Consider the following 26,515-nt stretch of genomic DNA (forward strand, 5'->3'; position numbering starts at 1 on the left):
TTTTATGAATGCGTCAATAGCTTCCGCATCGGTCGGCACCACCCCCGCTACCGGTTCGGCTGATACCGGATTGTCGTTCATCGAATTTCTCGAGACGCGGCTCGTCGCCTCGCCGCCGCCCACCAAGGGGCAGCGGACGCGTGAACGATTGAAGATCGCTGCGGCTAAGGTGCTGGAACAGAAAGGATATCACGGCCTCCGCATCGTCGACGTCACCGAGGCGGCGGGGGTCGCGGAAGGATCCTTTTACGTCTATTTCCGCGACAAGACCGATGTGACGCTGGCGGTGCTCACGACGCTTCTCGAAGATTTCTTCAGCGTCAATCTGAGCAGCGAAGGCAGTGACGGCCCCTTCGACACGATTCGTCGCGCCAATCGCCGCTGGCTGGCGATCTGCCGCAGCAACTCGGGCCTGATGCGCTGTATGCTGCAAGTCGGCGATGAGGATGCAACATTCGCGCAGCTGACGCGCAGCATCAACCAGCGCTGGTATCAGCGGATCGCCGCCAGCGTACTGCGCCGCTTTCCCAAGGGCGCGGTCGACGAAAAGTCGGTGCTTCTCGTCGCTTATATGCTCGGTGCGATGATGGACGATATCGCGCGCAAGCTGTTCATCTATCCCGACGAGGGACTGCTCGATCTGCTGAAATCGGCCGGGGCCGACGATGTCGCGGTCGCGGATGTCGCAAGCGTCTTGTGGATGCGGCAGCTTTACCCGGGCCTGCCGATCGATCGGGACTTGCCTGAAATCGCCAACGCGATCGTGAACTGGCCGAGGAACGCCGCCGCTTGAGCGCCCGCTGCCGATCAACCGATGCCCTGGTGACCGAGGTGGAAAAGACTGAGCGCGAATAGCAGCCACATCGCGATCAGCACGAAGTTGCTGGCGGCGAACGGCACCACGCGGTGCGTCACCCTGTTGTAGGTCAGATGGATAAAGCTGTGGAGGCTCCGCAATAAGACATAAGCCCAGGCCAGCGACACGAAGACGATATCGACCCTGTGGGCCGCGTAGAGAGCGACCAGCAGGACGTGAAACAACAGCGGCACTTCGAGCGTGTTCATATTATTGCGATTGGGAAGCGCGACGTCGGTCGGGACCCGTGCGGATTCGCCGAACCTATAATCGTCGGGCGTGGTGTCGCCGCGAACCGCGGACCGGATGCGCTTGATCGGCATCATCGCCAGCGGGACGAAGGTGAGCAGCGCCATCACGATCATCGGCCAGAAGATAAGTTCCTGCGCCATGCCCCCTCCGCCGGTGTAATGCCCGGAGCCTATTGTGCTTTCTCGCAGGTGTCATCCGCGGGCTTATGCAGGAGGCGCGTCGCAATTCGCCCCTGCGTCACCCGCCTTGTGCCGGGGTCCACCGGGAGGCAAAGGCTGGACAAAAGGCTCTTGCGATAAAGCTCGCGGCACAGTGGACCCCGGCACAAGGCCGGGGTGACGCAAGAAGATGCCAATGCGGTTGCCGGGGAGCGACCGGCGCCCCTTCCGGAGTAGGCAAAAGGCGCGCGATCCCGCGCCGGTCCGCCGCGCCGCGTGTAAATTCTCTTCTCGCCGTTCCGGCTCTACCGCATAATATTCTTGCGAGTGCGTTGCATTAGCCGGAAATGATTTCTAGGAACCCCCTCGCAACCCGGGGGGAATCTATGCACGCGAATTACCTGCTGCGTCTCGCGATCGGCGCGACCGCTCTTGCGGCGCCGGCCGTCCCGGCGTTCGCGGCGGATGACGACGCCGCAGGAAGCCAGCGCGCGTCCGGCAGCGATATCGTGGTCACCGCGGCGCGCAGCGCGCTCCCGCCCAGCGCCCTGCCCCTGACGATCGATCTCATCGACAAGAAGTCGCTCGACCAGCAGATCGCCATCTCGGGCTCGGTCACCGATGCGGTGGCGACGCTCACCCCCTCCTTCTCGCCGACCCGGCAGAAACTTTCGGGCGCGGGCGAAACCCTGCGCGGCCGCTCGCCCTTGTTCGCGATCAACGGCATCCCGCAATCCACCCCGCTGCGCGACGGGAGCCGCGACGGCTTCACCATCGACGGCTTCTTCGTCGATCGCGTCGAGCTCATCTATGGTTCGAACGCGCTCCAGGGAATCGGCGGCACCGGGGGCATCGTCAATCAGGTCACCGTCGGCGCGCCGACGACGGAAGGGATCGGCGGCCGGATGCTGCTGCAGGGATCGGCCGACAATGATTTCAGCGGCGACGGTCTCGGCGGCAAGGCCGCCGGGCTGATCCAGTACAAGACGGGCCGGTTCGACGCCACGCTGGGGGCGGCCTATGAGAAGCGCGGCACATTCTACGACGGCGCCGGCCGGCGGGTCGGCCTCAATCTGACACAGGGCGAAACGCAGGATTCGCGCACGCTCTCGTTGTTCGGCCGCTTCGGCTATGCGCTGGGCGATACCGCGCGGCTCGACCTGATCGTGAGCCACTTCCGCCTGCGCGGCGCGGGCCGATATGTCGCCGTCGCGGGCGATCGCCTCACCGGCGTGCCGACCAGCGCGGTGCGCGGCACCCCGCCGGGAGAGGCCGCGACCAGCCAGACCGACAGCGTCGCGCTCTCGCTGACCGATCCCCATCTGTGGGGCGGCAATTTCGTCAGCCAGATCTTCTGGAACCGGACCCGCGACACCTTCGGCGCCGAGATCAACCCGATCGCGACGTTTCAGGACGCGCAGCTCGCGCCGATCGGCACGTTGCTTGATCAATCGCAGAACCGTTCGCGCAAGATCGGCGCGAAGATCAGCTACGAACGCGCGATTCCCGGCTTCGAGGCGCTCACCGCGACGCTCGGCTTCGACGCGCTGTGGGACAAGACCGAACAGCGGCTCATCATGACCAACCGCGTCTGGGTGCCGCCGACCGACTTTCGCAGCTTCGCGCCGTTCGGCCAGCTCAATCTCGCCCTGTTCGACCGAAAACTCCGCCTCGCCGGCGGGGTGCGCTGGGAAAACGATCAGATCCGCATCGACGATTATACCACGCTCGCCAGCGCCGGCCGGACCTTCGTGTCGGGGGGCAAGCCGTCGTTTCAGGATGCGTTGTTCAACGGCGGGGTGATCGTCGAACCGATGACCGGATTCCGGCTCTATGCGAGCTATGCCGAGGGCTTCACCGTCCCCGATGTCGGCCGCATCACCCGCGCGATCAATCGTCCGGGCGTCGATCTCGACAATTATCTCGATATCAGCCCGATCGTTTCGAACAACCGCGAAATCGGCGTCGAGCTGAAGCGCGGGCCGCTCGACGCCAGCATCGCCTATTTCTGGTCGTCGAGCGACAAGGGGCAATTGCTGATCGCCAATCCCGGCGGAATCTTCGACGTCCAGCGGCTGCGCACCGAGATCCAGGGGCTGGAGATCAATCTCGGGGTGGCGCTGCCGATCGAGGGCGCGCGGGTCCAGGTCGGCTATGCGCATCTCAAGGGGCGCTACGATAGCGACAAGGTGCCCGACGGGAAGGTCGATACCGACCTCGACGGCACCAACATCTCGCCCGATCGCCTCAATCTCGCCGCGAGCTATGACCGCGGACGTGTTTCGGCGCGGGTGCAATCGCAATTCTATCTGTCGCGCACCTTCAAGGGCCCCAACCGCGATCCGCGCAACGACTTCGGCGGGTATAATGTCACCGACGCCTCGATCCGATATGACACCGGCTATGGCGGGTTGAGCCTCAGCGTGCAGAATCTGTTCGACACTTTCTACATCGATTATTCGAGCGACACGCGATTGCCGACCGACAATTTGAGCTTCTTCGCCGGGCGCGGGCGCACCTTCACGCTCGGCTGGGATTATCGGTTCTGATGCCGATGCGCGCGATCGACCTCTTGCATCGCTGGACCGGCGGCATCATCGGGGTGGTGCTGGCGATCCTCGGGCTGACCGGCGCGATCCTGGTCCACAAAGACACGTGGGTGATGCTGCCGCACGCCGGCGACGCGCTGGTCCGCGATCCCGGCGCGGTGACACGCGCGACCGAGCGGATGGTCGCCGCGAGCGGCGACATCGACAGCATCATCTATGCGAGCGACTCCTTCGGGTTGAACCAGCTCCGCCTGCGCGACGGCGCCGGTGCTTATGCCGATCAGGCGGGGGCGATCGTCACCCGTTGGGACAGCCAATGGGCGCGGCCCGAATTGTGGTTGTTCGACCTCCATCATCATCTCTTCGCGGGCGACGTCGGCGAGACGGTGATCGGCGTTGCGGGGCTGGCGGCCCTGGGGTTCGTCGTCACCGGGCTGATCCTGTGGTGGCGGACGCGGCGGACCTTCCGGCCGCGGCTGCTGCCGAAACGGCTGAGCCGCCCGGCGATCGTGATGCATCACCGCGATCTCGGGGTGATCGTCGCCCCGCTGCTCATCCTCTCGGCGTTGACCGGGGCGATGATGGTCTTCCGGCCGCTCGCGGGGGTCGTCCTCGCGCCGTTCGGCCCCCCCGCGCAATTGAGCAAGGCGCTTGCCGGGCCGAAGCTCGAGAGCGGCCCACTGAATCCGCGGCTCGATTGGGGCACAGTCATCGGCGCCGCGCATCGCCGGTTCCCGGATGCGACGATCCGCATCCTCACGCTGCCGAAAAAACCCGGCGCGCCGATCGCGATCCGCATGAAGCGCGCCGACGAATGGCTTCCCAACGGTCGCACGACGCTGTGGTTCGACGCCGCCGACGGGCATTTGCTTGCCGCGCGCGACGCGCTGGCGATGCCGGCTAACGTGCGGCTGTTCAACGCGGCTTATCCGCTACATGCCGCCAAGGTGGGCGGGCTGATGTGGCGTCTGGTGACGACCGCCGGCGGCCTCGCGCTGTTCCTCCTCGGCAGCCTCGCGGTGTGGAGTTTCTGGTTCAAGCGACCGCGGGCTAGACCGGTGTGATCGCGTTCCGCGCAATGGCGAGGACCGCGTCGAGATCGACATGCGTCTCGAGCGTCGCGGCGATTTCGTCGAGCGCGGCATCGACATCGCTTGCGTGATCCGGCCCGCGCGCCGCGACGCCGACGCGCGCCAGCCACGCCGCGCGCTGCGCCGCGAGGCCGAGCAACCCGTGGACATAGCTTCCCGCGACCAGCCCGTCGGCGCTCGCCGCCCCTTCGGCGCGGCCGTCCGCCAGCCGCCCGACCGGTCGCGCGGTGTCCGCCCCGCTCGTCCGGCCGAGGTGGATTTCATAACCGGCAAAGGGCGCGCCGAGCGCTTCGCCACGCACCTCGACCAGCGTCTTGTCGCCGTCCAGCACGGTCTCGACATCGAGCAGCCCGAGCCCGGCGACCGTTCCCGGCGGCCCCTCGATGCCGTGCGGATCGGCGATGCTGCGCCCGAGCATCTGATAGCCCCCGCATAGCCCGAGCACCGGCCGGCCGCGGCGGTGGTGCGCCAGGATATCCACGTCCCACCCCTCCGCACGCAGGAAGCCGAGATCGGCGATCGTCGCCTTCGATCCCGCGAGCACGATCAGCGCCGCATCGGGGATCGGCTGGCCGGGAGGGACCATGACCAGGTCCACCCCCGGTTCGAGCCGCAGCGGATCGAGATCGTCGAAATTGGCGATCCGCGGGGTGATCGGGCAGGCGACGACCACCCGCCCGGTGCCTGCCGCCGCCGGGCGTTCGAGCACCACCGCATCCTCGCTCGGCAGGCGCCGCGCCGGGGCCAGCCACGGCACGATGCCCAGCCCGCGCCAGCCGGTGTGCGCGGCGATCGTCGTCATCCCGGCCGCGAACAATGCGGGATCGCCGCGGAACTTGTTGATCAGGAAGCCCTGGATCATCGCCGCATCCTCGGCATCGATCACCGCATGCGTGCCGACCAGCGCCGCGATCACCCCGCCGCGATCGATGTCCCCCGCCAGGATCACCGGTACCCCCGCCGCGCGCGCAAAGCCCATGTTGGCGATGTCGCCGGCGCGCAAATTGGTCTCGGCGGGCGACCCCGCGCCCTCGACGACGACGATATCCGCGTCGGCGGCGAGGCGGCGATAGCTTTCCAGCACCTCGCCAAGCAGCCCTTCGCGCCCCTCCCGCCAGCGCGCCGCGCTGAGCGTGCCGCGCACCTGCCCGCGCACCACCAGTTGCGAGATGCGGTCGCCCTGCGGCTTCAGCAGCACCGGGTTCATATCGACGCTGGCCGCGACGCGGCACGCCATCGCCTGCGTCGCCTGCGCGCGGCCGATCTCCCCGCCGTCGGCGGTGACCGCGGCATTGTTGCTCATATTCTGCGGCTTGAACGGACGGACGCGCAGCCCGCGATTGGCAAAGGCGCGGCACAACCCGGCGACGAGCACCGATTTGCCGACATCGGAGCCGGTCCCCTGGATCATCACTGCCGCCATCCGCCACCCTTTGCGGGCAATCGCGCGCGCGGCAAGCCTTGGAATATCCTTATCCGCCGCGATCGAGTTCCGCGTCGAGCCGCAGGCTGCACCGCCAGAAGAAGAAGGCCGGGACCAGCCCGAGGAACGCGGCGCCATAAAGCACGTAGCGCACGCTATTCCCGCCATGCGCCGGGTGAAGCCAGTCGGACAACATGCCGAAGAACAACGGCCCCAGCCCCAGCCCGATCAGATTCTGGAAGAACAGCATCACCGCCGCGGCGATGGCGCGCACGCGGAGCGGCGCCAGCCCCTGCGCGGTCGAATAGGTCGGGCCGTAATAGAGCGAATTGCACAAGGTGGGGATCGCCAGCAAGGTCAGCGCGACCGGCCAGTCGGTCGCCTGATAGGCGAGCAGCGCGAGCGGCACCGCGACGATCATGCCGACGACCGGCGCGGTCATCACATGGCGGCGATTGGCGCTGCCGAAACGATCCGCGAGATAGCCGCCCAGCCAGGTGCCGCCGATCCCCGCGACGCCGCCGATGATGCCATACCAGAAGCCGACCTCGCCCGGCGACATCGCATGCGTGCGCTGGAAGAAGATCGTCGTCCAGGTGGCCTTGCCATAGGAAAGGAAAGCGGCGGACGATCCTGCGACGAGCAGCAGGATATAGGCGCGCGACCCCATCACCGCGCGCAGCGCCGCCCACAGCGGCAATTCGGGGTGCGGCGCCGCGCCTGCGGTCGCGGCGCCCGACGATGCCTGCCGCGGATCGCGCAGCAGGCGAAACACCAGCAGCGCCATCGCGACGCCGGGCAGCCCGACGATCACGAAGGCATGCCGCCACCCGACCTGATCGGCAAGCAAGCCGCCGATCATCATCCCCAGCAACGTGCCGATCGGGATGCCCAGTGCGTAGAAGGCCAGCGCCGAGCTGCGCTTCTCCGGGGGGACGATATCGCTGATCAGCGAATGCGCCGGCGGGGAGCAGCCTGCCTCGCCGACCCCGACCCCGATCCTCAGCAGCAACAGCTGGACGAAATTCTGCGCCATCCCGCACAAGGCGGTCATCGCCGACCAGATCGTCAGCGCGACGCCGATCATCTTCGCCCGGTTGGTCGCCGGCCGATCGGCGTAACGCGCGATCGGCAGGCCCAGGGCGGTGTAGAACAAGGCGAAGGCGAGCCCGGTCATCAGCCCGATCTGCGTGTCGGACAGCTTCAGATCGCGGGCGATCGATTCCGCCAGGATGTTGACGATCTGCCGATCGATGAAATTGAAAATGTAGACGAACAACAGGATCCACAAGGTCGCCCGAACCGACCGGCCGGCCAGAGCCGTTCCCTGCATAGTCGCCATTCGTCCTCTCCGTGCCGGGCGGTTTGCCGCCGGCTACCGCGAAGCTCGCTTACCGACGGCAAAGGGTCAACTAGTGTCGGTATCCACTTCCCCCGTCACCGCGCGTCACCACAGCAGCGCAACGCCCCCGGCGATCAGCCCCAGTAACGCACACGCCCGGCAATAGATCGCCAGCGCACGGCGCAGATCGCCCGCCCCCGCGGCGCGGCCGCTCGCGCCGATCCACGGCTTGTCGTGGATCACCCCGTCATAAGCGACCGGCCCGGCGAGCGTGACGCCGAGCGCGCCGGCGATCGCGGCTTCGGGCCAGCCGGCATTGGGCGAGGCGTGACGCCGGCAGTCGCGCCACATCACCCGCCAGCCGCCGCCAGCGGCGAGGCACAGCAATATCCCGGCGAGCCGCGCCGGGATTGCATTCGCCACATCGTCGACCCGCGCCGCCGCCCAGCCGAACGCGCGCCAGCGCGGCTCGCGATGCCCGATCAGACTGTCCGCGGTGTTGATCGCCTTATACGCCCAGACCCCGGGCAACCCGAACAGGAGCAGCCAGAACAGCGGCGCCACCACCCCGTCGCAGAAGCTTTCGGCGAGGCTTTCGATGCCCGCGCGCGCCACCCCGGCCTCGTCCAGCGCCGCGGTATCGCGGCCGACGATCATCGCCACCGCGCGCCGCGCCGCGGAAAGATCGCGCGCCGCGAGCGCATCGGCAACCGGTCGGACATGATCGTAGAGGCTGCGCGCCGCGAGCGCCGGCCAGGCGAGCAGCGCCGCGACGAGCCACCACCAATCGCCCGCGATCGCGCGTGCGGCCTGTTCGACCGCCAGCGCGCCACCGATCGTCACCGCGAGCAACAGCGCGAGCGTCGCCACGCCCGACAGCCGCCGCCGCGCCTCGGGGATAGCAGGGCGGTTCCAGCGCACCTCGCACGCCGCGATCAGCCGCGCGAACCCGCCGACCGGATGCCCGACGCGCGCGTAGAGCCACGTCGGCCAGCCGACCAGCGCGTCGATCGCCAGCGCGGCGAAGGCGGTGGGGTCAGCCACCCGCCAAAGCGCGGTCGACCCGGTCGAACGCGGCATCGTCGCCGGGCAGCCCGAAGCGCAGCCAGTCGGCACGCTCGCCGAACGGGCGGGTCAGGATACCGGCATGTGCCAGCCGCTCGAACAAGGCAGGCGCGTCGACCTGCACGACCAGCCGGAACAGCGGACAGGCGCCGCGCACCGTCAACGCATGTCGCGCGAGCAATGCATCGAGCCGCGCGGCTCCGGCGTCGAGCGCCCGCCGCGTCGCCGCGATCCACACGCTGTCGGCATAAGCGGCGCCTCCCCAGGCGATCGCCTGCGCGCTTACCGGCCAGTCGCCGAACAGCCGCCGCACGCGATCGATCACCGCGGGCGGCGCGACGACGAAGCCGAGCCGCACACCCGCCAGCCCGAAGAATTTGCCGAACGAGCGCAGCACCACCACCGGCGCCGCGTCATCGACGAGCGGGAGGATGCTCGCCTCGGGCATCGTATCGACGAACGCCTCGTCGATCACCAACCAGCCGCCGCCCGCTGCCTGGCGCGTCGCCAGCACGTGCAGCGCCGCGCGGTCGAGCAGGCGCCCGTCGGGATTGTTCGGGTTGGCGAACAGGATCGTGCCCGGCCGAGCGTCGATCGTCGCGACGCTCGCCTCGGCGATCTCGCTATGGGTGCCGTAACCGGGGCGCGCGGCGACGATCGGCCCCGGCAGCCCGAGCATCGGCAACAGCCGCAGCGCCACCTCGCTTCCCGGCACCGCCGCCACCCGCGACGGCGCGCACCCGAAATAATGCGCCGCGGCGGCCTCCAGCGCGCGCAATGCGGTGATCGCGGGGAGCGGCGCGGAATCGACGGCGAGCCCCGCCGGGGGCGACCAGGCCAGCGGATTGATCCCGGTCGACAGATCGAGCCACGGGCGCGGCGCGCGCGGAAAGGCGCGCATCGCGTCGTCGATTCGGCCGCCGTGTCGCCCGAAGCCGTGCAATTCCGCTTGCGTCATCCCCACCGCCATCGCCATTCATCCGCCAAACGGCAAGTCGGAAGGGTGATGACGGGCGATCCACGGACGATATTGGTGCTCGGCGGCGCGCGATCGGGCAAGAGCCGCCACGCGCAGGCGCTCGCCGAGGCACGGTCGCCGGCGCGGGTGTTCATTGCCACCGCCGAGGCTGCCGACGCCGAGATGCAGGCGCGGATCGCGCAGCATCGCGCCGATCGCGACGCGACCTGGCGGACGGTCGAGGCCGCGATCGCGCTCCCCGAGGCGATCCGCGCGCACGGCGCCGGCGGTGATGTCGTGCTGGTCGATTGCCTGACCCTGTGGCTCTCCAACCTGCTGCTCGCCGAGATGGATCTGGAGGCGGCGGGCGCGGCGCTGCTCGACGCGACCGCGGCGGCGACCGCGCCGATCATCTTCGTCAGCAACGAGGTCGGCTTCGGCATCGTCCCCGACAATGCGCTCGCACGACGCTTCCGCGATGCGGCCGGGCGGCTCAACCAGCGGCTCGCGGCGTGCTGCGATGCGACCGATCTTGTCGTCGCCGGCATCCCGCTCCGGATCTCGCCGCGCTGATGCCTGACCGGCCGGGTTGCGCCGGCGAGCCTGCGGCCTCATGCAGGGCCGACGCCACGCGGGAGGACCCATGACCACGCTCGGCACGCGCCGACATCAGATGTTTCCTGCGCTCGACGGCGCGCAGATCGCGACCGCCCGCCGCTTCAGCAGCGGCCCGGAACGCCGGTTCGCGCCCGGCGAGGAGATATATGCGATCGGTGCCGTGGATGTGCCGGCGTGGCTGGTGCTCCAGGGGGCGATCCACGTCCTGCGCCGCGACGGTCTCAGTCACGAGGCGCCGATCACCACCCACGGCGTCGGCCAGTTTTCGGGCGAAGTGAACCAGTTGGCGGGGCGCCCCTCGATCGCCGGCGGTCGCGCGGGGCCGGAGGGCTGCACGGCACTGCCCTTCGACGCCGCGCATCTGCGCGCGCTCATGGTCGGCTCGGCCGAGCTGGGTGAGCTGGTGATGCGCGCCTTCATCCTGCGGCGGGTGGAGCTCATCGCCGAGGGTGGCGCCGGCACGATCCTGATCGGCGCGCCCGACAGCCCGGACATCGTTCGCCTGCAGAATTTCCTGACCCGCAGCGGCTATCCCAACCTGACGCTGAACGCGGCATCCGATGCGGAGGGCAAGGCGCTGGTGGAACGGATCGGCGTGCTGCCCGAGGAACTGCCGCTGGTCGTCTGCCCCAACGGCCATATGCTGCGCCGGCCGAGCAATGGCGAGGTCGCGACCTGCCTCGGCATGATGCCCGCGCTCGATCCGGCGACGCTCTACGACGTGGCGATCGTCGGCGCCGGCCCCGCCGGTCTGGCGGCGGCGGTATATGCCGCGTCGGAGGGGCTGTCGGTGGTCGTCCTCGACGAGCGCGCGATGGGCGGGCAGGCCGGCGCCTCGGCGCGGATCGAAAATTACCTCGGTTTCCCCACCGGCATCTCGGGGCAGGCGCTCGCCGGCCGCGCGTTCAACCAGGCGCTGAAATTCGGGGCCGAGATCGCCGTCCCGCTCAGCGTACGGAAGCTGCACTGCGATGGCGCCACGCCGGCGCTCGAACTGACCGACGGACGCCGGTTGAAGGCACGCACCCTCGTCATTGCCTCGGGCGCGCGATACCGCCGCCCCGCCATTCGCGATCTTCCGCATTACGAAGGACGCGGCGTGTCCTATTGGGCCTCACCGATCGAGGCGCGGCTTTGCGCCGGCGAGGAAGTGGCGCTGGTCGGCGGGGGCAATTCGGCCGGGCAGGCGATCGTGTTCCTCGCGCCGCAGGTCGCGCGGCTCAACCTGTTCGTCAGGCGCGACCTGTCCGAAACCATGTCGCGCTACCTGATCGATCGCATCGCGGCGCTGCCCAATGTCGAGATCCACGTCGGCAGCGACATCGTGGCGCTCGACGGCGATGCCGACGGCCTGACCTCGGCGACGTTCCGCAAGCGCGCCGACGGATCGTCGCACCGGCTGGATATCCGGCACCTGTTCCTGTTCATCGGCGCCGATCCGAATTCGGACTGGCTCGAAGGCTGTGTCGCGACCGACCCGCAAGGCTTTGTCGAAACGGGCGGCGGCGCGCTGCCGCTCGAGACGAACGTGCCCGGCGTGTTCGCGATTGGCGACGTCCGCAAAGGCTCGACCAAGCGCGTCGCGGCGGCGGTCGGCGAAGGGGCCGCCGTCGTCGCGCAGATCCACGCCAAACTTGCCGAACGCAATGGAGGACAGGCATGACCGGATGCACCCACACCGGCGGGATCAGGCAGGTCACCCCGAGCACGCGGGGCTTCGATTATCGTTGCGGCTAAGTCGGGTACTCATGGCTGTGCGCCGTCATGCCGCGGCACAACGACGCGAAGCGCCCCCGGCAAAATGCTGAACGAAAGGGGAAGCGACAGGTGGGTGACTTCGCCGTCCAGCGCTATTTCGATGCGACGTTCGGAGGAATGAACGGTAAAACCAGCGCTGTCGCCCAGCGCGGCAAAGTCGCGTTCGCGATCCGCCCGGCCGAGCAGCGCGCGGATGCCGAACCATAAGAGCGCTGCGCGTGTCGAGCGGCTGACGGCGTAAACGGCAAGCTTGCCCTCGGTCAGCGAGTCGCGGGTGCCGAACGATCCGCTGTCCAGCGAGTAGCGATTATTGCCCACGAAGAGCAGCGGCGTCACCACCGGCTGTTTTCCCTGGTCCAGTTCGATGTGAAGCCGATGATGGCGAAGCCGGGACAATGCGTCCCAGCTCGCGGGGAGCGTCGCGAGCCACTTCGGCCAGCCGCGCCGCTCGCGGATATCGTCGCGGCCGCGCACCATGAACGGATACAGCCCGACCGAGACATTGTTGATGAAGCGTCGATCGTTGACCTCCCCGACATCGATCGCCTGCGACCGGCCGTGAACCGCAAGCGCCGCCGCCGCTTCGAGCTGGAGCGGGATGTCGAGATCCCTCGCGAAATGATTGAGCGTGCCGAGCGGGAGGATGGCGACTTCGGTCTCGGCTTTTGCCAACGCCTGTGCGGCAGCCGCGACGGTGCCGTCGCCCCCGGCGACCACGATCCGCGTTTCGCCTTTGGCCGCGGTTCGCAACGCGCGGTCCATCTCGTCCGCCTTGAGCATCCGCACATCGGCATTGCCGCCAGCCTTGTCGAAGGCGGCCTCGACCTGATCGGGCAGCTTGTCGCCGGCGGCGCTGGCGGCGCCACCTTCGCGGTTGATCAGCACGAGGAGGCGCCTGTTCGTCATGACGGCGTAACGAAGCCGCCCCGCGATGGTTCAGCGGCGCGCGCGCTGAGTCGCGCGGGTCATCCATGCGCGCCGCCCGCGCCCGCCTGGGCGAAACATCACTAAATTCATAAAGTTGATCGGGAAATTTCCTGAGCGGATTTCGCGCTTGCAAATAATTTTGTGCAACGCATCATGGCGAGACGAGCGAAGGAGAGCGGATGGCCTTTTTCGAGATGACCGATCAGTCTGCGGTGGTTCGGCCCTGTTATGCCGAAGTTCAGCGCTGGATCGACGAAGTCGGCATCGAAAGGCTCAACGCGCGGCTCAAGGAAGCCGAAACGATCTTCCGCCGGATCGGCATCACCTTCGCCGTCTATGGCGAGGGGGGTGATCCGGAAAGGCTCATCCCGTTCGATCTTCTGCCGCGGGTTTTCTCGGGCGCGGAGTGGCGCACGCTCGATCGCGGCATCCGGCAGCGCGCGCAGGCGCTCAACGCCTTCATCTACGATGTCTATCACCGCGGCGAGATCATCCGCGCCGGGATCGTGCCGGGGGAGCTGGTCTACCGCAACCGCGCGTTCCTTCCCGAAATGATCGGCTTCGATCCGCCGGGCGGGGTTTACAGCCATATCGTCGGGATCGACATCATCCGCACCGGCGAGGGCGGCTTCCAGGTGCTCGAGGACAATTGCCGCACCCCCTCGGGCGTCAGCTATATGCTCGAGAACCGGGAGATCATGCAGCGCATGTTCCCCGAATTGTTCGGATCGACCCGCGTCGCGCCGGTCGATTCCTATCCCAACGATCTGCTCGCGACGCTGAAGGAGGTGGCGCCGCCCGGCGCGCGAAGCGACCCGACCGTGGTGGTGCTGACCCCCGGCCCGTTCAACTCGGCCTATTACGAGCACAGCTTCCTCGCCGATCTGATGGGGGTCGAACTCGTCGAGCCGATGGATCTCTATGTCGACGAGGACAAGGTGTGGATGAAGACCACCCACGGCCCCAAGCGCGTCGACGTAATCTATCGCCGGATCGACGACGATTTCATCGATCCCTTGACCTTCCGCCCGGATTCGATGCTCGGCGTGCCGGGATTGTTCGGCGCCTATCGCGCCGGCGGGGTGACCTTGTGCTCGGCCCCCGGCGCGGGGATCGCCGACGACAAGGCGATCTATCTTTTCGTGCCGGAGATGATCCGTTTCTATCTCTCCGAAACGCCGATCCTCGAAAATGTCCCCACCTGGCGCTGCGCGCTGCCCGACGAATGCGCGCATGTGCTGGAAAATCTCGACCAGCTGGTCGCGAAGGAGGTGCACGGCTCGGGCGGCTACGGGATGTTGATCGGCCCCAAGGCGACGCGCGCCGAGGTCGCGGCCTATGCCGATCGCATCCGCGCCGATCCGGCCGACTTCATCGCGCAGCCGACGCTCGATCTCTCCACCGCGCCAGTGCTGGGCCAGAAGGAGATCGTCGGACGCCACGTCGATTTCCGCCCCTATTGCCTTGTCGGCAAGCGGATGCGGCTGGTCCCCGGCGGCCTTACGCGGGTGGCGCTGACCGAAGGCTCGCTGGTGGTGAATTCCTCGCAGGGCGGCGGCGTCAAGGACACCTGGGTGCTGGACGATTGATATGCTGAGCCGCACCGCCGAGAATATCTTCTGGATGGCCCGCTACATCGAGCGCGCCGAAAGCACCGCGCGGCTGATCCAGATGGGGCAGCGCATGACGATCCTGCCCGGCCCGATTCATCGCGAGGAATGGCGCTCGGTCCTGCGCGTCACCGGCTGCGACGGGCTGATCGACGGCGATCGCGCGGTCGCCGAGGCCGATATCGTCCAGCTGCTGCTGCTCGACGAGACGAATCCCTCCTCGATCCGCTCGTGCATGCTGCGCGCCCGCGCCAACGGCCGCGCGGTGCGCACCGCGCTGACGCAGGATATGTGGGAAGCGCTCAATGACGACTGGCGCCGGCTGGAACAATATGATGTCGCGAGCGCGCGGCGAAACCTCGCCGAGCTGATCGACTGGGTGAAGACGCGCGCCTCGACCTTCCGCGGCGCGGTCGAGACCGGGCAGCTGCGCAACGAGGGGCATGATTTCCTGCGCATCGGCGGCGCGCTCGAACGCGCGGAGATGACGCTCCGGCTGCTCGACGTTAAATATTATGTGCTGCTGCCCGAGACCGCGGTGGTCGGCGGCGGGCGCGATCATTATCAGTGGACTTCGGTGCTCCACGCGCTGGCGGCGGCGCGCGCTTATCATCACGTTTATGGCGGCGGCGATTATTCGCCGTGGCGGATCGCCGACCTTCTGGTGCTCAACCAGCAATTTCCGCGCTCCCTGTCGTTCTGCTTCGGGCAGATCGGCTGGCATCTCGACCGGCTGGCGCAGGCGCATGGCCGGCGCGGTGCCGCGCATGACACCGCGTCGATGATGCTCGCCGAGCTGCGCGACCGCGAGGGCGGGGAGATTTTCGAAGAGGGGCTCCACGAATTCGTGCAGAATGCGCTTGTCGTCACCAACCGCCTGTCGCGAGAGATCGCGCAGACCTATCATTTCAACTGATGCTGCTCGTCGTCCGTCATCTGACGCACATGCGTTATCCGGCCGGCGCCGCGAGCGTCGCGCTGCGCCTCAAGCTGTTCCCGCAGAGTTTCGAGGGGCAGCGGGTGATCGACTGGCATGTCGAGGTCGAGGGGGAGGAGATCACGCGCACCACCGTCGACGGTTATGGCGAGCGCTTCGCGCAATGGCTGAGCCGCGGCCGGCACGATGAGCTGGAGATCGTCGCGCGCGGCCGGGTCGAAACCGAGGATCGCGCGGGCGTCGTCAAGGGCATGCGCCGCGCCTGTCCGCCGGCGGTCTGTCTGCGCGAAACGCCGCTGACCGAGGCGGACGAGATGATCCTTGGGCTCGGCGACGGGCTCGAGCCCGGCGACAATGCGCTGGCCGGGCTGCACGCGCTCAGCGCCCGGGTGCGCGACGCCTTGCCCTATCGCGGCGGCGTCACCACCAGCGCCACCGCGGCGGCGGCCGCGCTGGCCGGCGAGGGCGGCGTCTGTCAGGATCATGCGCATATCTTCATCGCCGCCGCGCGGGCGCGCAATGTCCCCGCGCGGTATGTCGCGGGTTATCTGCTCGCCGGCGACGAAGCCGATCAGCAGTTCGAATCGCACGCCTGGGCGGAGGCATATATCGACGGTCTCGGCTGGGTCGGGTTCGATATCGCCAATGGCATGTGCCCGACCGATCATTATGTGCGGCTGGGCAGCGGGCTTGACGCCAATGACGCGGCGCCGGTACGCGGGGTGGTAACCGGCGGGGGGCCGGGGATCGTCTCGGCCGATGTGCGGATCGCCCGCGGCGAAGGCGACATCGAGGCGATCCAGCAGCAACAGCAGCAGCAATGACCCGGGCCAAGATCTGATATGACCTATTGCGTCGCGGTGCGCGTGACCGATGGGCTGGTGCTGTTATCCGATACCCGGACGAACGCGGGTCTCGATAATATCTCGCGCTTCACCAAGATGTTCACCTGGGAAGTCCCCGGCGAGCGCGCGATCGGGATGATGTGTTCGGGCAATCTTTCGATCACCCAGGGGGTGATGACGCGGCTTGCCAAGGCGATCGAGCGATCGGCCGACGATCCCGATATCGAGACGATCCTCAATGCCGACAGCATCTTTCGCATCGCCGAGCTGGTGGGTGAGGCGATGCAGGCGCAGCAGGATCGCTATCGCGAATCGATCCAGGCCGGCGGCGTCGGCGCCGATGCGATGATCCTCGTCGCCGGCCAGCGCAAAGGCGGGCGGCACCGGTTGTTCATGGTCTATGCGGCGGGCAATTTCGTCGAGGCGACCAGCGACACGCCCTATTTCCAGATCGGCGAGCACAAATACGGCAAGCCGATCCTCGATCGGGTGGTGACGATCGACACGCCGCTCGAACAGGTGGTGAAGGCGGTGTGCGTGTCGATGGATTCGACGCTCCATTCGAACCTTTCGGTCGGCATGCCGCTCGACCTTGCCGTGTTGCGACGCGATCGTTTCGCCTTTCAGGTGCGCGAGCGGATCGAGGCCGACGACCCCCGCTTCCAGAATATCTCGCGCGAATGGGGCGGCAGGCTGAGGGAGGCGTTTCTCGCGATGCCCGACCTCGTTTCGATCGGTTGAAGCGCGCCGGTAAAACCTTCCCGACCCGGGCGATCGATCAGATGCAATAGAAGTCCAGCACCGTCGGGATCGTGTCGTTGAGCAACACGATCGTCTTGGCGGCGATCAGCCAGTTTTGCCCGTCGAACCTCAGCTCATGCCGATAGCGGCCGAAAAAGGCGTGCGATCGCCCGGCGCGCTTGTCGAACAGATGGACGGCGACGTTCGACGCGACGACCGCGCTTGCGGCATCCGCCTCTGCCAATCGGACGTTGGTGATCAGATGGACGGTGCGCATGCGCGGCGCCGAAGCGACCGACTGGCCCGAGCGCGCGCGCCATACCCGGTCGGCCAGATTCCCGCGCCCGCGATAATAGATCAGCGACAATTCGCTTTCCGGATCGCTGGTCGTCTCGGTCTCATTCTTCCACGCGGGAAGCCAGAAGACCGCATCTTCGGCGTAAAGGTCCAGCCACGCGTCCCACTCATATCCGTCGAGGCATTCCGCCTCGCGATACAGGATCGCCGCGGCGGCGTCGGGCGTCAGGATCATGGCGCCAATACTCCCGCCATCCGCCGCGCCCATTCGCGATAATAGCTCCGGAAGAGCGTTTCGTCGCCAAGCTGGGCGTCGGCGAGCACGCTGAACGCCGGGTGGAGATCGATCAGCGCGCCGAAGCGGTTGCCGCCTTCGCGGGCCGCCGTGGTGCCGCGCGCATAGCCCTGCAGCCAGGGATCGACGCGGCTGGCGAAGCCGCGCTGGCAATTTTCATAGGTCACCGTGTCGTCGGGCGTTGCCATGCCGCTGGGATTGAAGAAATCCTCGTACTGACGGATGCGTTGCCGCCGCGCTTCCCGGCTTTCGCCTTTCGGCGCGATGCACCAGGTGCGCATCTCGGTCTTGTCGGGTGCGAGCGGCTGGATCACGCGGAGCTGGCTCGATGCATTTTCGGCAATCTGGAGGTTGGGAAAGATCGACAGATTGCGCATGTTGAACATCCAGTCGCGCTTGGCCACGCCGTGCCGTTCGGCCAGCGTCTCGGCGCGCTCGTAGAGCGGCAGCGCCTCGGTGACGCCGAAAATGCCCCAGTTGAGAACATGGCCATAAGGGAAACTGAAGCTGCCCCCGGCAACGCCCTTGGCATCTTCGCGCCAGTAATCGCTGCTTTCCCACACCGATTTCACGGCGGCCTTGGTGTTGGACGTCTGACGTTGTTCGAGAATGCGGATGTAGGACGGGTGGGTGGACGTGAAGTGATAGGCGTCCGAACAATTTTCGAGCTGGAGTTTCCAATTGCCGTGGAAGGTGAAGGTCACCGCGCCGGGCACCAGTTCGATCCCTTCGTCGCTCTGGTCGGCGACGAGATCGAGCAGTTTCGCGGCTTCGCCGAGATGCGTCTCCAGCGGCGGTACATCGGCATCGAGGCTGCCGAACAGGAAGCCGCGATAGTCGCCGAATGCCGGCAGCGCCGGTAGGTCATGGTTTTGCGCGTCGAAGCTCGCGGCATAGCAGCCGGCGCGTTTGAGCTTCACGTTCTTGTTGCGACCCGCGCTGTCGAAGGTCCAGCTATGATAGGGGCAGACGTGGAGGCGCGCATTGCCCGATAGCGTCTGCGCGACGCGCGAGCCGCGGTGGGGGCAGGAATTGACGAAGGCGTTGAGCTTTCCCGCGCCGTCGCGGCTGACCAGTACCGGCACCCGGCCGATATCGGTGGTGAAGAAATCGTGCGGGTCGCGCGCCTGATCGGCGATGCCGAGAAAGACCCATCCCCGCTCGAAAATATGACGCATCTCGAGGTTGAAAATGTCGGGCTCGTCGAAGATCGCGCGGCTGACGCGGAAAATGCCGTCGTCCGGCCGATCATCGATCAGGTCCGAAATGCGCGCGCTGAACATTGTCCTCGTCCTGTCCATCTATGCGTGGTCAATCTACCATGACGTCCACCAGCGTCGGCCCCGGCGCGGAGAAGGAGGCGAGCAGCGCCTTGTCGAGCGCTGCTGCTGTCTCGACCCGCTCGGCGGACAGCCCCTGGCCGCGCGCCAGTGCGCAGAAGTCGATGCCGCTCAGCGTCGTGCCTTCGGTCTTCTGCAGGCCGAAATGCCGGCCGAAATTGACCAGCGCCTCATACCGCCGGTTGTTGACGATGACGAAGCTGATCGGCAACCCGAGCTGTGCCGCGGACCACAGCCCCTGGATTGCGTACATGCTCGATCCATCGCCAAGGATCGCGATGATCTTGTCGCCCGGACGACCGAGCGCGACGCCGATCGCCGCGGGCAGACCGTGCCCGAGCCCGCCGCTCGCGCAAGTATGGAAACCGCCCGCGTCGACGATCGGCAGACGATCGTGCATCGCGCCGCGGCTCGACGGCGCTTCCTCGACGATCACCGACCCGCGCGGCCGCAGATGCGCGATCTGCTGGAGAAGGTAAGCGTCGGTCAGCGCCGAGGGCGGGAGCGGGGGCGGCGCCTTCCGGCGCGGTGGCAGCGCGCGCGCGACCGGCGCGGGGCCATCGAGCAGACGCGCGAGCGCGAACCTTGCGTCGGCGACCAGCGCGGTGCCTTCGGGCGCCCAGCTCGCCGGGGCGATCGAATCGACGATATGATAAAGCCGCGCCCCCTCCGGCAGATGCGGGCCGGATGCTTCGGTATGGTATAGCGATAAGGGTCCGCCGACGACCAGAATCAGATCATGGCCGTCGAGATCGCGGACGATCGCCTCGCGGCTTGGCGACAGGAAACCGGCGAACAGCGCGTGATCCTCCGGAAACACCTCGCGCGCGGCGAAGGGCGCGGCCCAGACGCTGGCGGCGTGGCGCTCCGCGAGCGCGATCGCCTCATGCCATGCGCCGTCGCGCGCGACGCCGGCGCCGAACACCAGCGCGGGCCGGTTCGCGCGCGCCAGCGCCGCGGCGATCTCATCGAGCGTGCCGGGCTCGCCGGGATTGCGCGCGATGATCCGCCGCGCGGCGACCGGTGCGCAGGGTCGATCCCAATCGTCGACCGGGATCGACACGAAGGTCGGGCCGCACGGCGGCTCCATCGCGACATAATAAGCGCGCGCGATCGCCGCCGGCACATCCTCGGCGCGCGCCGGCTCCACCGCCCATTTGACATAAGGGCGCGGGAATTCGGTGGCCCGGTCGGCGAACAGAAAGGGTTCGAACGGCAGGATCGCGCGCGCCTGCTGCCCCGCGGTCACCACCAGCGGGGTCTGGTTCTTAAAGGCGGTGAACAGATTGCCGAGCGAATGGCCGACGCCCGCCGCGGCGTGAAGATTGACCAGCGCGGCGTTGCCGGTCGCCTGCGCATAGCCGTCGGCCATGCCCATCACGATCGATTCCTGCAGCCCGAGGATGTACCGGAAATCCTCCGGGAAATCCCGGAACATCGGCAGTTCGGTCGACCCCGGATTGCCGAAGACCGTCGTCATGCCCAATGTACGCAATAGCGACAGCGTCGCGTCGCGGACCGTTTGCATGGTCAAGCGTCTCTCTCCTCGCGTTTTTCTCCTTATCGGTGCCGCGGCCACGCTGCGCCATTGCCGATTTGCTCGAAAGTCATAACATCGTGATATGACTTTTGATCAACGCCAGTTGCGCGCCTTTCTCGCGGTGGTCGACCGCGGCAGCCTGGGGCGCGCGGCCGATGTCGCGTGCATGACGCAACCCGCGCTCAGCCGGCTGATCGGCGAGATGGAGCGCCGCTTCGGCCAGCGACTGTTCGATCGTCACAGCAAGGGCATGGTGCCCACGGCGGCGGGTGAAACGCTGATCCCCCATGCCAGATTACTATTGTTCGAGATGGAGCAGGCGGCTTCGGCGCTGGATGCGTTGCGCGGCCTCGGGCGAGGGCGGTTGCGCGTGGGCGCGGTGGCGGCGATCGCGCGGACGATCCTCCCCGCAATCGCCGCGCGCCTGCTGGATGCAGCGCCGAAATTGCAGGTCGATGTGCTCGACGCGCCCGAGGACCGGCTTGTCCAGGCGCTGACGGGGCGTGAGATCGACGTGGTGATCGCCCCGGCAATCGCGCCGCATTCCGAAATCCGGCCGATCGCCGAACTCGATTATAAAGACAGTTACACCGTGCTCGCCGCCGCCGCGCACCCGCTCGCGCATCGTGCCGATGTCGGGCTGGACGACGTGCTCGGCGAGCGCTGGGCGATGCCCGAGATCGGCAGCGCACCGCGCATGTTGTTCCACAATCTGGTCACCGCGCAGGGCGAGGCGTTGCCGGATGTCGCGGTGGAAACCAATTCAATCGGCGTGATGCTCGCCACCGTTTCCTCCAGCCGATTGCTCGGCTGGCTGCCCAAACCCTTGATCGGTGCGGAGATGGAACGGGGGCTGATCGCGGCGATCGGCATTCCCGCGCTCGAGGTTGAGCGCCGCTTCTTCGTCTATACCCGCCGCAAGGGCAGCCTGATCGCCGCCGCCCACCGCCTGTTCGATCTGCTTCCGCTGAGCAGCCGGGCGGTCGCCGCGCCGTCATCCGGCTTGCCGTGACCTTGCTCGCTCGCTAGCCGCCGACACCACGACATTTCAGGAGAGAGCCATGCGCGAAGTGGTCATCATCGGGGCGGGCGCGATGGGTTGCCTGTTCGCGGGCAGGCTGGCCGAAGCCGGGGCAGCCGTCACGCTGGTGGACCTCGATCGGCCGCGGCTGGAGGCGCTCGCGCGCGATGGGATCACGCTCGTCGACGACAAGGGCGAGCGGCGCATCCCGATCCGCGCGAGGCTCGCCGCGGACGTGGACGGGCCGGCCGATCTCGTGTTGCTCTTCACCAAGGCGATGCACAGCCGTTCCGCGATCGCATCCGCCGCGCATCTGGTCCGCCCCGGCACTTATGCGCTGACCCTCCAGAATGGACTCGGCAACGCCGAGATCATCGCGGAGACATTTCCTGCCGGGCAGGTATTGCTGGGGGTCACCGATCTGCCGGCCGACCTCGAGACGGCGACGCGGGTCTCGTCGCATGGTCATGGCACGGTACGGCTGGGCAGCTATCGACCCGAGGGCGAGGCCGGCGCGCTGGCGGCGGTCGAGCTGCTCGGGCGCGCTGGGATCGACGCCAAATATGATCGCGCGATCGAGGTGGGAGTGTGGGAGAAGGTCGCGTTCAACGCGGCGCTCAACGCGATGGCGACGGTCACCGGCCTGACGGTCGGCGGGATGGATACGCCGGCCGGCCGGCGGATCGCCTTTGCGATCGCGCGCGAAGTCGCGGCCACCGCTGCGGCAAAGGGCCTGATGCTCGATCTCTCCTCCGTCGAGGGCAAGATCGACTTCGCCTTGACGCATCATCGCCAGCACAAGGCGTCGATGCTGCAGGACCGGCTGGCCGGTCGCCGCACCGAAATCGAGGCGATCAACGGCGCGGTCGCACACGAAGCCCAGTCGCTCGGCGTCGCCGTACCGGTGACGGCAACGCTCGCCGATCTCGTCCGCCTCAACGAACCCGCCTGATACGCACGCGATGTATTGATTAATCATCAACTATCGTCCAGAGATCGGTGATGGCCGACGCCGCAATGCGAAGCGGGCGGCGCGACGAGAGCGGTAGGATCACCGCCGGGAGAGGGCGATGCGAAGCGACGATGACGAGCGGCTGTTATCGGCGGGTTACGGCCGGACCTTCATCGTGATGAGCTTTCTGGTCGCGACCTTCAATTTCGCCGACCGCTCGGTGTTCGCGGTCACCGCGCAGCAGATCAAGGCCGATCTCAGCCTTAGCGATTTCCAGCTCGGGATCCTGCAGGGCGTTGCCTTCGCGTTGCTTTATGCCCTGCTTGGCGTGCCGATCGGGCGGCTGGCGGAGCGCGTGTCGCGGGTGAAGATCATCACCGCCGCGATCGTCTTCTGGTCGATGATCACGATGGCCTGCTCGCTGGTCGGGAGTTTCGCGCAGCTGATGCTGTGCCGCATCGGTGTCGGCGTGGGCGAAGCCGGGTCGCAGCCGGCGACGTCGTCGCTGGTCGGTGACCTGTTTCCGCGCGAGCGGCGCGCCTCGATCATGGGGTTGATCCTGCTCGGCTCGCCGATCGGCACCTTTCTCGGCGCGTCGGTGGGTGGCGCGGTCAGCGGCGTCTGGGGCTGGCGCGCCGCGTTCATCGTGATGGGGTTGCCGGGGGTCGTGCTGGGGCTGCTCGTTCTCCTGCTGCTGCGCGAACCTCGCCGCGGGCTGGCCGACAATTTGCCGCCCGTTCAGGCCCCGGCGCCCAATTTCGGCGTGTTCCTCAAGGTCGTCGGGCGCAAGCCCGCGCTGATGTTCGTGATCGCGGGCGGCGCGCTCGCCGGTTTCGGCATGAGCTCGATCTCGCAATTCCTCGCGGTCTTTCTCGCCCGCGTCTACGATTTGCCGGTGCGCTCGGCGGGCGCGCTCTACGGTACGATCTCGGCGCTCGCGCTGGGCAGCGGGCTGCTGATCGGCTCGTTCGGGACCGACTGGCTGGCGCGGCGCGGCGACGGGCGCTGGCCGGCGTGGGGCGCGGCGATCGGGCTGTTCATCGCGCCTTTCTCTTACTGGATCGCGTTCAACGCGGCGACGCCGGCTCTCGGCACCGTCCTCTTGATCATCTCGGGCTGCTTCCTGCTGCTCTATTACGGCCCGACGATCGGCATGATCCAGAATCTGCTCGAACCGCGCATGCGCGCGACCGGCGCCGCGGTGTTCGGGATGTTCTATACCCTGGTGGGCTATGGCGGCGGCCCGACCTTCGTCGGCTGGATGAGCGACCGCTTCGCGGCCTCCAGTTTCCACGGCGGCGATTATCTTGCGCTGTGCCGCGCGACCGCGGCGAAGGCGCACGCGATCGACGCACTGCATCGGGCATGTGCGACCGCGTCGGCGGAAGGTCTCCGGTCCGCCTTGATGTCCGCGGTGTGCGTATTCTTCGTCGCGGGGATCATGTTCCTCCTCGCCGCGCGCACGTTGCGCCGCGATTATTATGTCGCGGCGCCGGCGGCATGAACGACGAGGCTCCGCTGCGCAGCTGGTTCGAGGCCTATGTCGCGGCGTTCAACCGTGACGATTTCGACGCCTTCGGCGCTTATTATGCCGACGACGTGATCTTCGAAGGGCAGGCGGCGCAGCTGATCGGCCGCGAGGCGGTGCTCGCTTTCTATCGCGGCGTGAAGGCGAAGCTCGACGAAACGCTCGAATTGCTGACCTTCGTCGGGTCGCGCGACTTGGGGCGGATCGCGGTCGAGATGCGCACCCGGTTGGTCGCGCGCCAGGATTGGCCCGAAATGCCGACCGGCGCGATGCGCAAGGGCGAGGTGCGCGAGAGCGTCAATTTCATCCTCTACGATATCGTCGACGGCCGCTTCGCGCGTATCCGCTCGGCCCGCTTCGCAAGCGCGCGTGCCGCATGACGCCGGAGGCGCATTTCCTTGCATATATCGACGCGTTCAATCGCAGCGACTTCGACGCGCTGGGCAATTATTATGCGCCGGGGATCAGACTGGTCATCGGCAATGGCACCGAATTGGTCGGCCGCCGCGCGATCATCGACTTCTATCGCCCCGTCAAGGCGGCGACGCATCGGACGATCACGGTGCTGCAATGCTTTCACGACGGCAATGTTCTAGCGGCCGAACTGGAATCGGAGTTTCTCGCGCTGGAGGACCTTCCGGACTTCACTGCCGGCGCGATGCGCAAGGGCGATCGCCGCTATATCAACAGCCTCGTCCTCTACGACTTCGACGGGCCGCACTATACCCGCATCCGGGCGGCCACCCTGAAGCGCGAATATCGGCCGGCACCGCGCGGGTGATCAGAATTTGCCGCGGGTCCTGGCGCGGGAGCCGGGCCAGTCATAGCCGTCCGCCGGTTCGTGCTGCAGCGTCCCGGCGGCGAAGGAACGTGGATCGTTCACATCGCCGCCCTTGTAGCGGGTCCGCGTGGGATAGGCGTAGATCGGGCGGCGACGGATAGCGCCGTCTTCGAGCCGTGCGGCGGCGATCACGCGTTCGGGCGCCGCGCCACGCTCGACCCAATTTACGACCGCGCCGAGGAAATCCTCGTCGTAAGGCACATAGCCGCCGCGACAATGATAGCCGCCCGGCACCGCGAACATGCGCGCGAAGCGCCGCGTCGCCGCCAGCCCGCCCATCCGATCGCGGACCGCCTGATAATAATTGAGCATGCCATAGGCGCCGGCGGCATTGTCGGCCATGCCTTGCCACAGGAGCAGCTTGCCGCCGTGATCGCGGAAAGCCGAAAGATCGGGATCGGTCGCGTCGAACGATGCGCCCGCGCGGAGCAGCCGATCGAGACCGGCCTTGGTAAAGCGCCAGTCGCGCCAGCCGAAATCCTGCGGCAGTTCGCCGGGCAGCAGCACCTGCTTGATGAAGGCCTCGGCGGCGAATTTGCCGGTCCGGGTCGCGGCGCCGGGGCCGATCCAGCCGAGTTCGGCGCCATAAGGCGCGCCGCCCGGAAAGAGCGCGGTGCCGTCGGCATCGACCGGCCCGCGATAATAAGCGCGTGCGGCGTCCACCTGTGCCGGCGTCAGGCACGATGCAGTTGCTTGGCCGTCTCCGGGGCAGAGCAATAAAGCGGGATCGTAGCGGCATCGGCGCGGATCGTCGATCTGGCCGTCGGGAGTGCCGTCGAGCCGATCGCAGGCGGCAAGAACGGCGCGGTGCAGGGCCGCGACCGCGTCGCGCGTGAAGATCTCGTTGCCGGCGGCGTCGAGCCCTTTCTGCGCCTCCCACAGGAACAGCTGCATCGCCGCCGGCATCGATACGGAAGAACCCGCGACCACGCCGTCGAAGTCGGTGGGATAACGCTGCGCCTCCATCAGCGCTTCGCGGCCGCCGCCCGAGCAACCGACGAAATAGCTATGCTCGGGCGGCCGCGCATAGAAGCGCGCGATGATCGCCTTGGCGGCAAGCGCGGTGGCATGGGTTGCCTTATGGGCGAATTGCATCCGCAGTTCCGGGTCGGTCGCCCAGGTGCCATCGCCGATGCCGGCGGCGAAATGACCGCCGTTGTTATAGGCGACCGCGAACGTCCCGCCCGCGATATGCGCGTTGCTGCACAGCGGCGTGATCGACTCCGAGATCACCCCGCACATCCCGCCGCATCCGCCCTGCAGAAAGCGGCCGGCGTAGGTGGTCATCGGCAGGCGCAGCTCGAATTGCGTTTGAGGGGCGGCATAGCCTTTGACGACACAAACGGTCGGCGCGCCGGCACCGGCGGTTTCTTCCGTTGCGGCGATGATGCGATAGCCTGTGCCGCCGGCGTCGGCGGTGGCGGATGTCACCAGCGCCTTGCACGGCATTGCCGGCGGAATCGCGGGTCGCTCGGGCAAGGGGAGCGCCACCCCAAGCGGATCGGGCTGCGCCGCCGCGGCGGTCGTGGGCGGCATCAGGAGCGCCACGAACAGCCCGAGCAAGCCAGCGC

General features: G+C 67.4%; 24 protein-coding genes. 14 read left to right on the forward strand and 10 right to left on the reverse strand.

The window, feature by feature from the left end; translation table 11 throughout:
- The first annotated feature begins 4 nt into the window (after positions 1-4).
- Entirely contained in the window at positions 5-793 is a 789-nt protein-coding gene (locus tag NED98_RS02265; protein WP_265311756.1) for a TetR/AcrR family transcriptional regulator, read from the forward strand.
- 14 nt (positions 794-807) lie between these two features.
- Here NED98_RS02265 and NED98_RS02270 read toward each other — a convergent pair whose 3' ends face one another.
- Positions 808-1,248, reverse strand: a complete 441-nt coding sequence (locus tag NED98_RS02270; protein WP_265311757.1) for an MAPEG family protein — start codon at positions 1,246-1,248, stop codon at positions 808-810.
- A gap of 404 nt (positions 1,249-1,652) precedes the next feature.
- On the opposite strand from NED98_RS02270, the gene NED98_RS02275 reads away from it, so the two are divergent.
- Together NED98_RS02275 and NED98_RS02280 are read left to right on the forward strand one after the other, a co-directional pair.
- Positions 1,653-3,815, forward strand: a complete 2,163-nt coding sequence (locus NED98_RS02275; protein WP_265311758.1) for a TonB-dependent receptor — start codon at positions 1,653-1,655, stop codon at positions 3,813-3,815.
- A gap of 5 nt (positions 3,816-3,820) precedes the next feature.
- Complete coding sequence (locus NED98_RS02280; protein ID WP_265311934.1) at positions 3,821-4,879, forward strand: PepSY-associated TM helix domain-containing protein; 1,059 nt, start codon at positions 3,821-3,823, stop codon at positions 4,877-4,879.
- On the opposite strand, the gene NED98_RS02285 is transcribed toward NED98_RS02280, so the two are convergent.
- The 4 genes from NED98_RS02285 to NED98_RS02300 all read right to left on the reverse strand — a co-directional run bounded on the left by NED98_RS02285 (position 4,866) and on the right by NED98_RS02300 (position 9,712).
- Positions 4,866-6,329: a cobyric acid synthase gene (locus NED98_RS02285; RefSeq protein WP_265311759.1), complete on the reverse strand. Its 1,464-nt coding sequence runs from the start codon at positions 6,327-6,329 to the stop codon at positions 4,866-4,868. The two genes, NED98_RS02280 and NED98_RS02285, sit on opposite strands and share 14 nt — an antisense overlap.
- Before the next feature lie 49 nt (positions 6,330-6,378).
- Positions 6,379-7,671 carry a spinster family MFS transporter gene (locus tag NED98_RS02290; RefSeq protein ID WP_265311760.1) on the reverse strand — a complete coding sequence of 431 codons (1,293 nt, stop codon included), beginning with the start codon at positions 7,669-7,671 and terminating at the stop codon, positions 6,379-6,381.
- 105 nt (positions 7,672-7,776) lie between these two features.
- Positions 7,777-8,715: an adenosylcobinamide-phosphate synthase CbiB gene (gene cbiB, locus NED98_RS02295; protein WP_265311761.1), complete on the reverse strand. Its 939-nt coding sequence runs from the start codon at positions 8,713-8,715 to the stop codon at positions 7,777-7,779.
- A complete protein-coding gene (locus NED98_RS02300) occupies positions 8,708-9,712 on the reverse strand; it encodes an aminotransferase class I/II-fold pyridoxal phosphate-dependent enzyme (protein WP_265311762.1) in 1,005 nt (334 codons plus the stop codon). Before NED98_RS02300 ends, cbiB begins: the two co-directional genes overlap by 8 nt.
- Positions 9,713-9,742: 30 nt before the next feature.
- On the opposite strand from NED98_RS02300, the gene cobU reads away from it, so the two are divergent.
- A complete protein-coding gene (gene cobU, locus NED98_RS02305; protein WP_265311763.1) occupies positions 9,743-10,267 on the forward strand; it encodes a bifunctional adenosylcobinamide kinase/adenosylcobinamide-phosphate guanylyltransferase in 525 nt (174 codons plus the stop codon).
- Between the two features lie 70 nt (positions 10,268-10,337).
- Positions 10,338-11,975 carry an FAD-dependent oxidoreductase gene (locus tag NED98_RS02310; RefSeq protein ID WP_265311764.1) on the forward strand — a complete coding sequence of 546 codons (1,638 nt, stop codon included), beginning with the start codon at positions 10,338-10,340 and terminating at the stop codon, positions 11,973-11,975.
- 83 nt (positions 11,976-12,058) lie between these two features.
- Here the strand turns inward: NED98_RS02310 and NED98_RS02315 are convergent, their stop codons facing one another.
- The gene (locus NED98_RS02315; RefSeq protein ID WP_265311765.1) at positions 12,059-12,976 is read right to left on the reverse strand and encodes a diacylglycerol/lipid kinase family protein; all 918 of its coding nucleotides are present in this window, start codon (positions 12,974-12,976) and stop codon (positions 12,059-12,061) included.
- Between the two features lie 200 nt (positions 12,977-13,176).
- Between NED98_RS02315 and NED98_RS02320 the strand changes: the two genes are divergently transcribed.
- From NED98_RS02320 to NED98_RS02335, 4 genes are read left to right on the forward strand one after another with little or no spacing between them, the layout of a single operon-like run.
- The gene (locus NED98_RS02320) at positions 13,177-14,586 is read left to right on the forward strand and encodes a circularly permuted type 2 ATP-grasp protein (protein WP_265311766.1); all 1,410 of its coding nucleotides are present in this window, start codon (positions 13,177-13,179) and stop codon (positions 14,584-14,586) included.
- A 1-nt stretch (position 14,587) separates the two neighbouring features.
- Complete coding sequence (locus NED98_RS02325) at positions 14,588-15,523, forward strand: alpha-E domain-containing protein (protein WP_265311767.1); 936 nt, start codon at positions 14,588-14,590, stop codon at positions 15,521-15,523.
- Positions 15,523-16,368 carry a transglutaminase family protein gene (locus NED98_RS02330; protein WP_265311768.1) on the forward strand — a complete coding sequence of 282 codons (846 nt, stop codon included), beginning with the start codon at positions 15,523-15,525 and terminating at the stop codon, positions 16,366-16,368. Before NED98_RS02325 ends, NED98_RS02330 begins: the two co-directional genes overlap by 1 nt.
- An 18-nt stretch (positions 16,369-16,386) precedes the next feature.
- Positions 16,387-17,130 carry a proteasome-type protease gene (locus tag NED98_RS02335; RefSeq protein ID WP_265311769.1) on the forward strand — a complete coding sequence of 248 codons (744 nt, stop codon included), beginning with the start codon at positions 16,387-16,389 and terminating at the stop codon, positions 17,128-17,130.
- A gap of 37 nt (positions 17,131-17,167) precedes the next feature.
- Here the strand turns inward: NED98_RS02335 and NED98_RS02340 are convergent, their stop codons facing one another.
- Genes NED98_RS02340 through mdlC form a run of 3 tightly spaced genes read right to left on the reverse strand, consistent with a single transcriptional unit; the run spans position 17,168 to position 20,590 of the window.
- Positions 17,168-17,662, reverse strand: coding sequence for an aromatic-ring-hydroxylating dioxygenase subunit beta (locus tag NED98_RS02340; RefSeq protein ID WP_265311770.1), 495 nt, complete (start codon positions 17,660-17,662; stop codon positions 17,168-17,170).
- On the reverse strand, positions 17,659-19,005 hold the full coding sequence (locus NED98_RS02345; protein ID WP_265311771.1) for an aromatic ring-hydroxylating oxygenase subunit alpha: 1,347 nt from the start codon (positions 19,003-19,005) through the stop codon (positions 17,659-17,661). Before NED98_RS02345 ends, NED98_RS02340 begins: the two co-directional genes overlap by 4 nt.
- Positions 19,006-19,033: 28 nt before the next feature.
- Complete coding sequence (mdlC, locus tag NED98_RS02350) at positions 19,034-20,590, reverse strand: benzoylformate decarboxylase (RefSeq protein ID WP_265311935.1); 1,557 nt, start codon at positions 20,588-20,590, stop codon at positions 19,034-19,036.
- A gap of 94 nt (positions 20,591-20,684) precedes the next feature.
- Between mdlC and NED98_RS02355 the strand changes: the two genes are divergently transcribed.
- The 5 genes from NED98_RS02355 (at position 20,685) to NED98_RS02375 (ending at position 24,884) form a co-directional block, all read left to right on the forward strand.
- The gene (locus tag NED98_RS02355) at positions 20,685-21,614 is read left to right on the forward strand and encodes a LysR family transcriptional regulator (RefSeq protein WP_265311772.1); all 930 of its coding nucleotides are present in this window, start codon (positions 20,685-20,687) and stop codon (positions 21,612-21,614) included.
- A gap of 49 nt (positions 21,615-21,663) precedes the next feature.
- The gene (locus NED98_RS02360; protein WP_265311773.1) at positions 21,664-22,575 is read left to right on the forward strand and encodes a ketopantoate reductase family protein; all 912 of its coding nucleotides are present in this window, start codon (positions 21,664-21,666) and stop codon (positions 22,573-22,575) included.
- Positions 22,576-22,693: 118 nt separating this feature from the next.
- Positions 22,694-24,079, forward strand: a complete 1,386-nt coding sequence (locus NED98_RS02365; RefSeq protein ID WP_265311774.1) for a spinster family MFS transporter — start codon at positions 22,694-22,696, stop codon at positions 24,077-24,079.
- Positions 24,076-24,483: a nuclear transport factor 2 family protein gene (locus NED98_RS02370; RefSeq protein ID WP_265311775.1), complete on the forward strand. Its 408-nt coding sequence runs from the start codon at positions 24,076-24,078 to the stop codon at positions 24,481-24,483. Before NED98_RS02365 ends, NED98_RS02370 begins: the two co-directional genes overlap by 4 nt.
- Positions 24,480-24,884 carry a nuclear transport factor 2 family protein gene (locus tag NED98_RS02375; protein WP_265311776.1) on the forward strand — a complete coding sequence of 135 codons (405 nt, stop codon included), beginning with the start codon at positions 24,480-24,482 and terminating at the stop codon, positions 24,882-24,884. Before NED98_RS02370 ends, NED98_RS02375 begins: the two co-directional genes overlap by 4 nt.
- Here NED98_RS02375 and NED98_RS02380 read toward each other — a convergent pair whose 3' ends face one another.
- Positions 24,885-26,480: a tannase/feruloyl esterase family alpha/beta hydrolase gene (locus tag NED98_RS02380; protein ID WP_265311777.1), complete on the reverse strand. Its 1,596-nt coding sequence runs from the start codon at positions 26,478-26,480 to the stop codon at positions 24,885-24,887. It abuts the gene before it with no gap.
- Positions 26,481-26,515 lie beyond the last annotated feature (35 nt).

It is taken from the genome of Sphingomonas lycopersici (assembly GCF_026130605.1).
GTDB lineage: Bacteria > Pseudomonadota > Alphaproteobacteria > Sphingomonadales > Sphingomonadaceae > Sphingomonas > Sphingomonas lycopersici.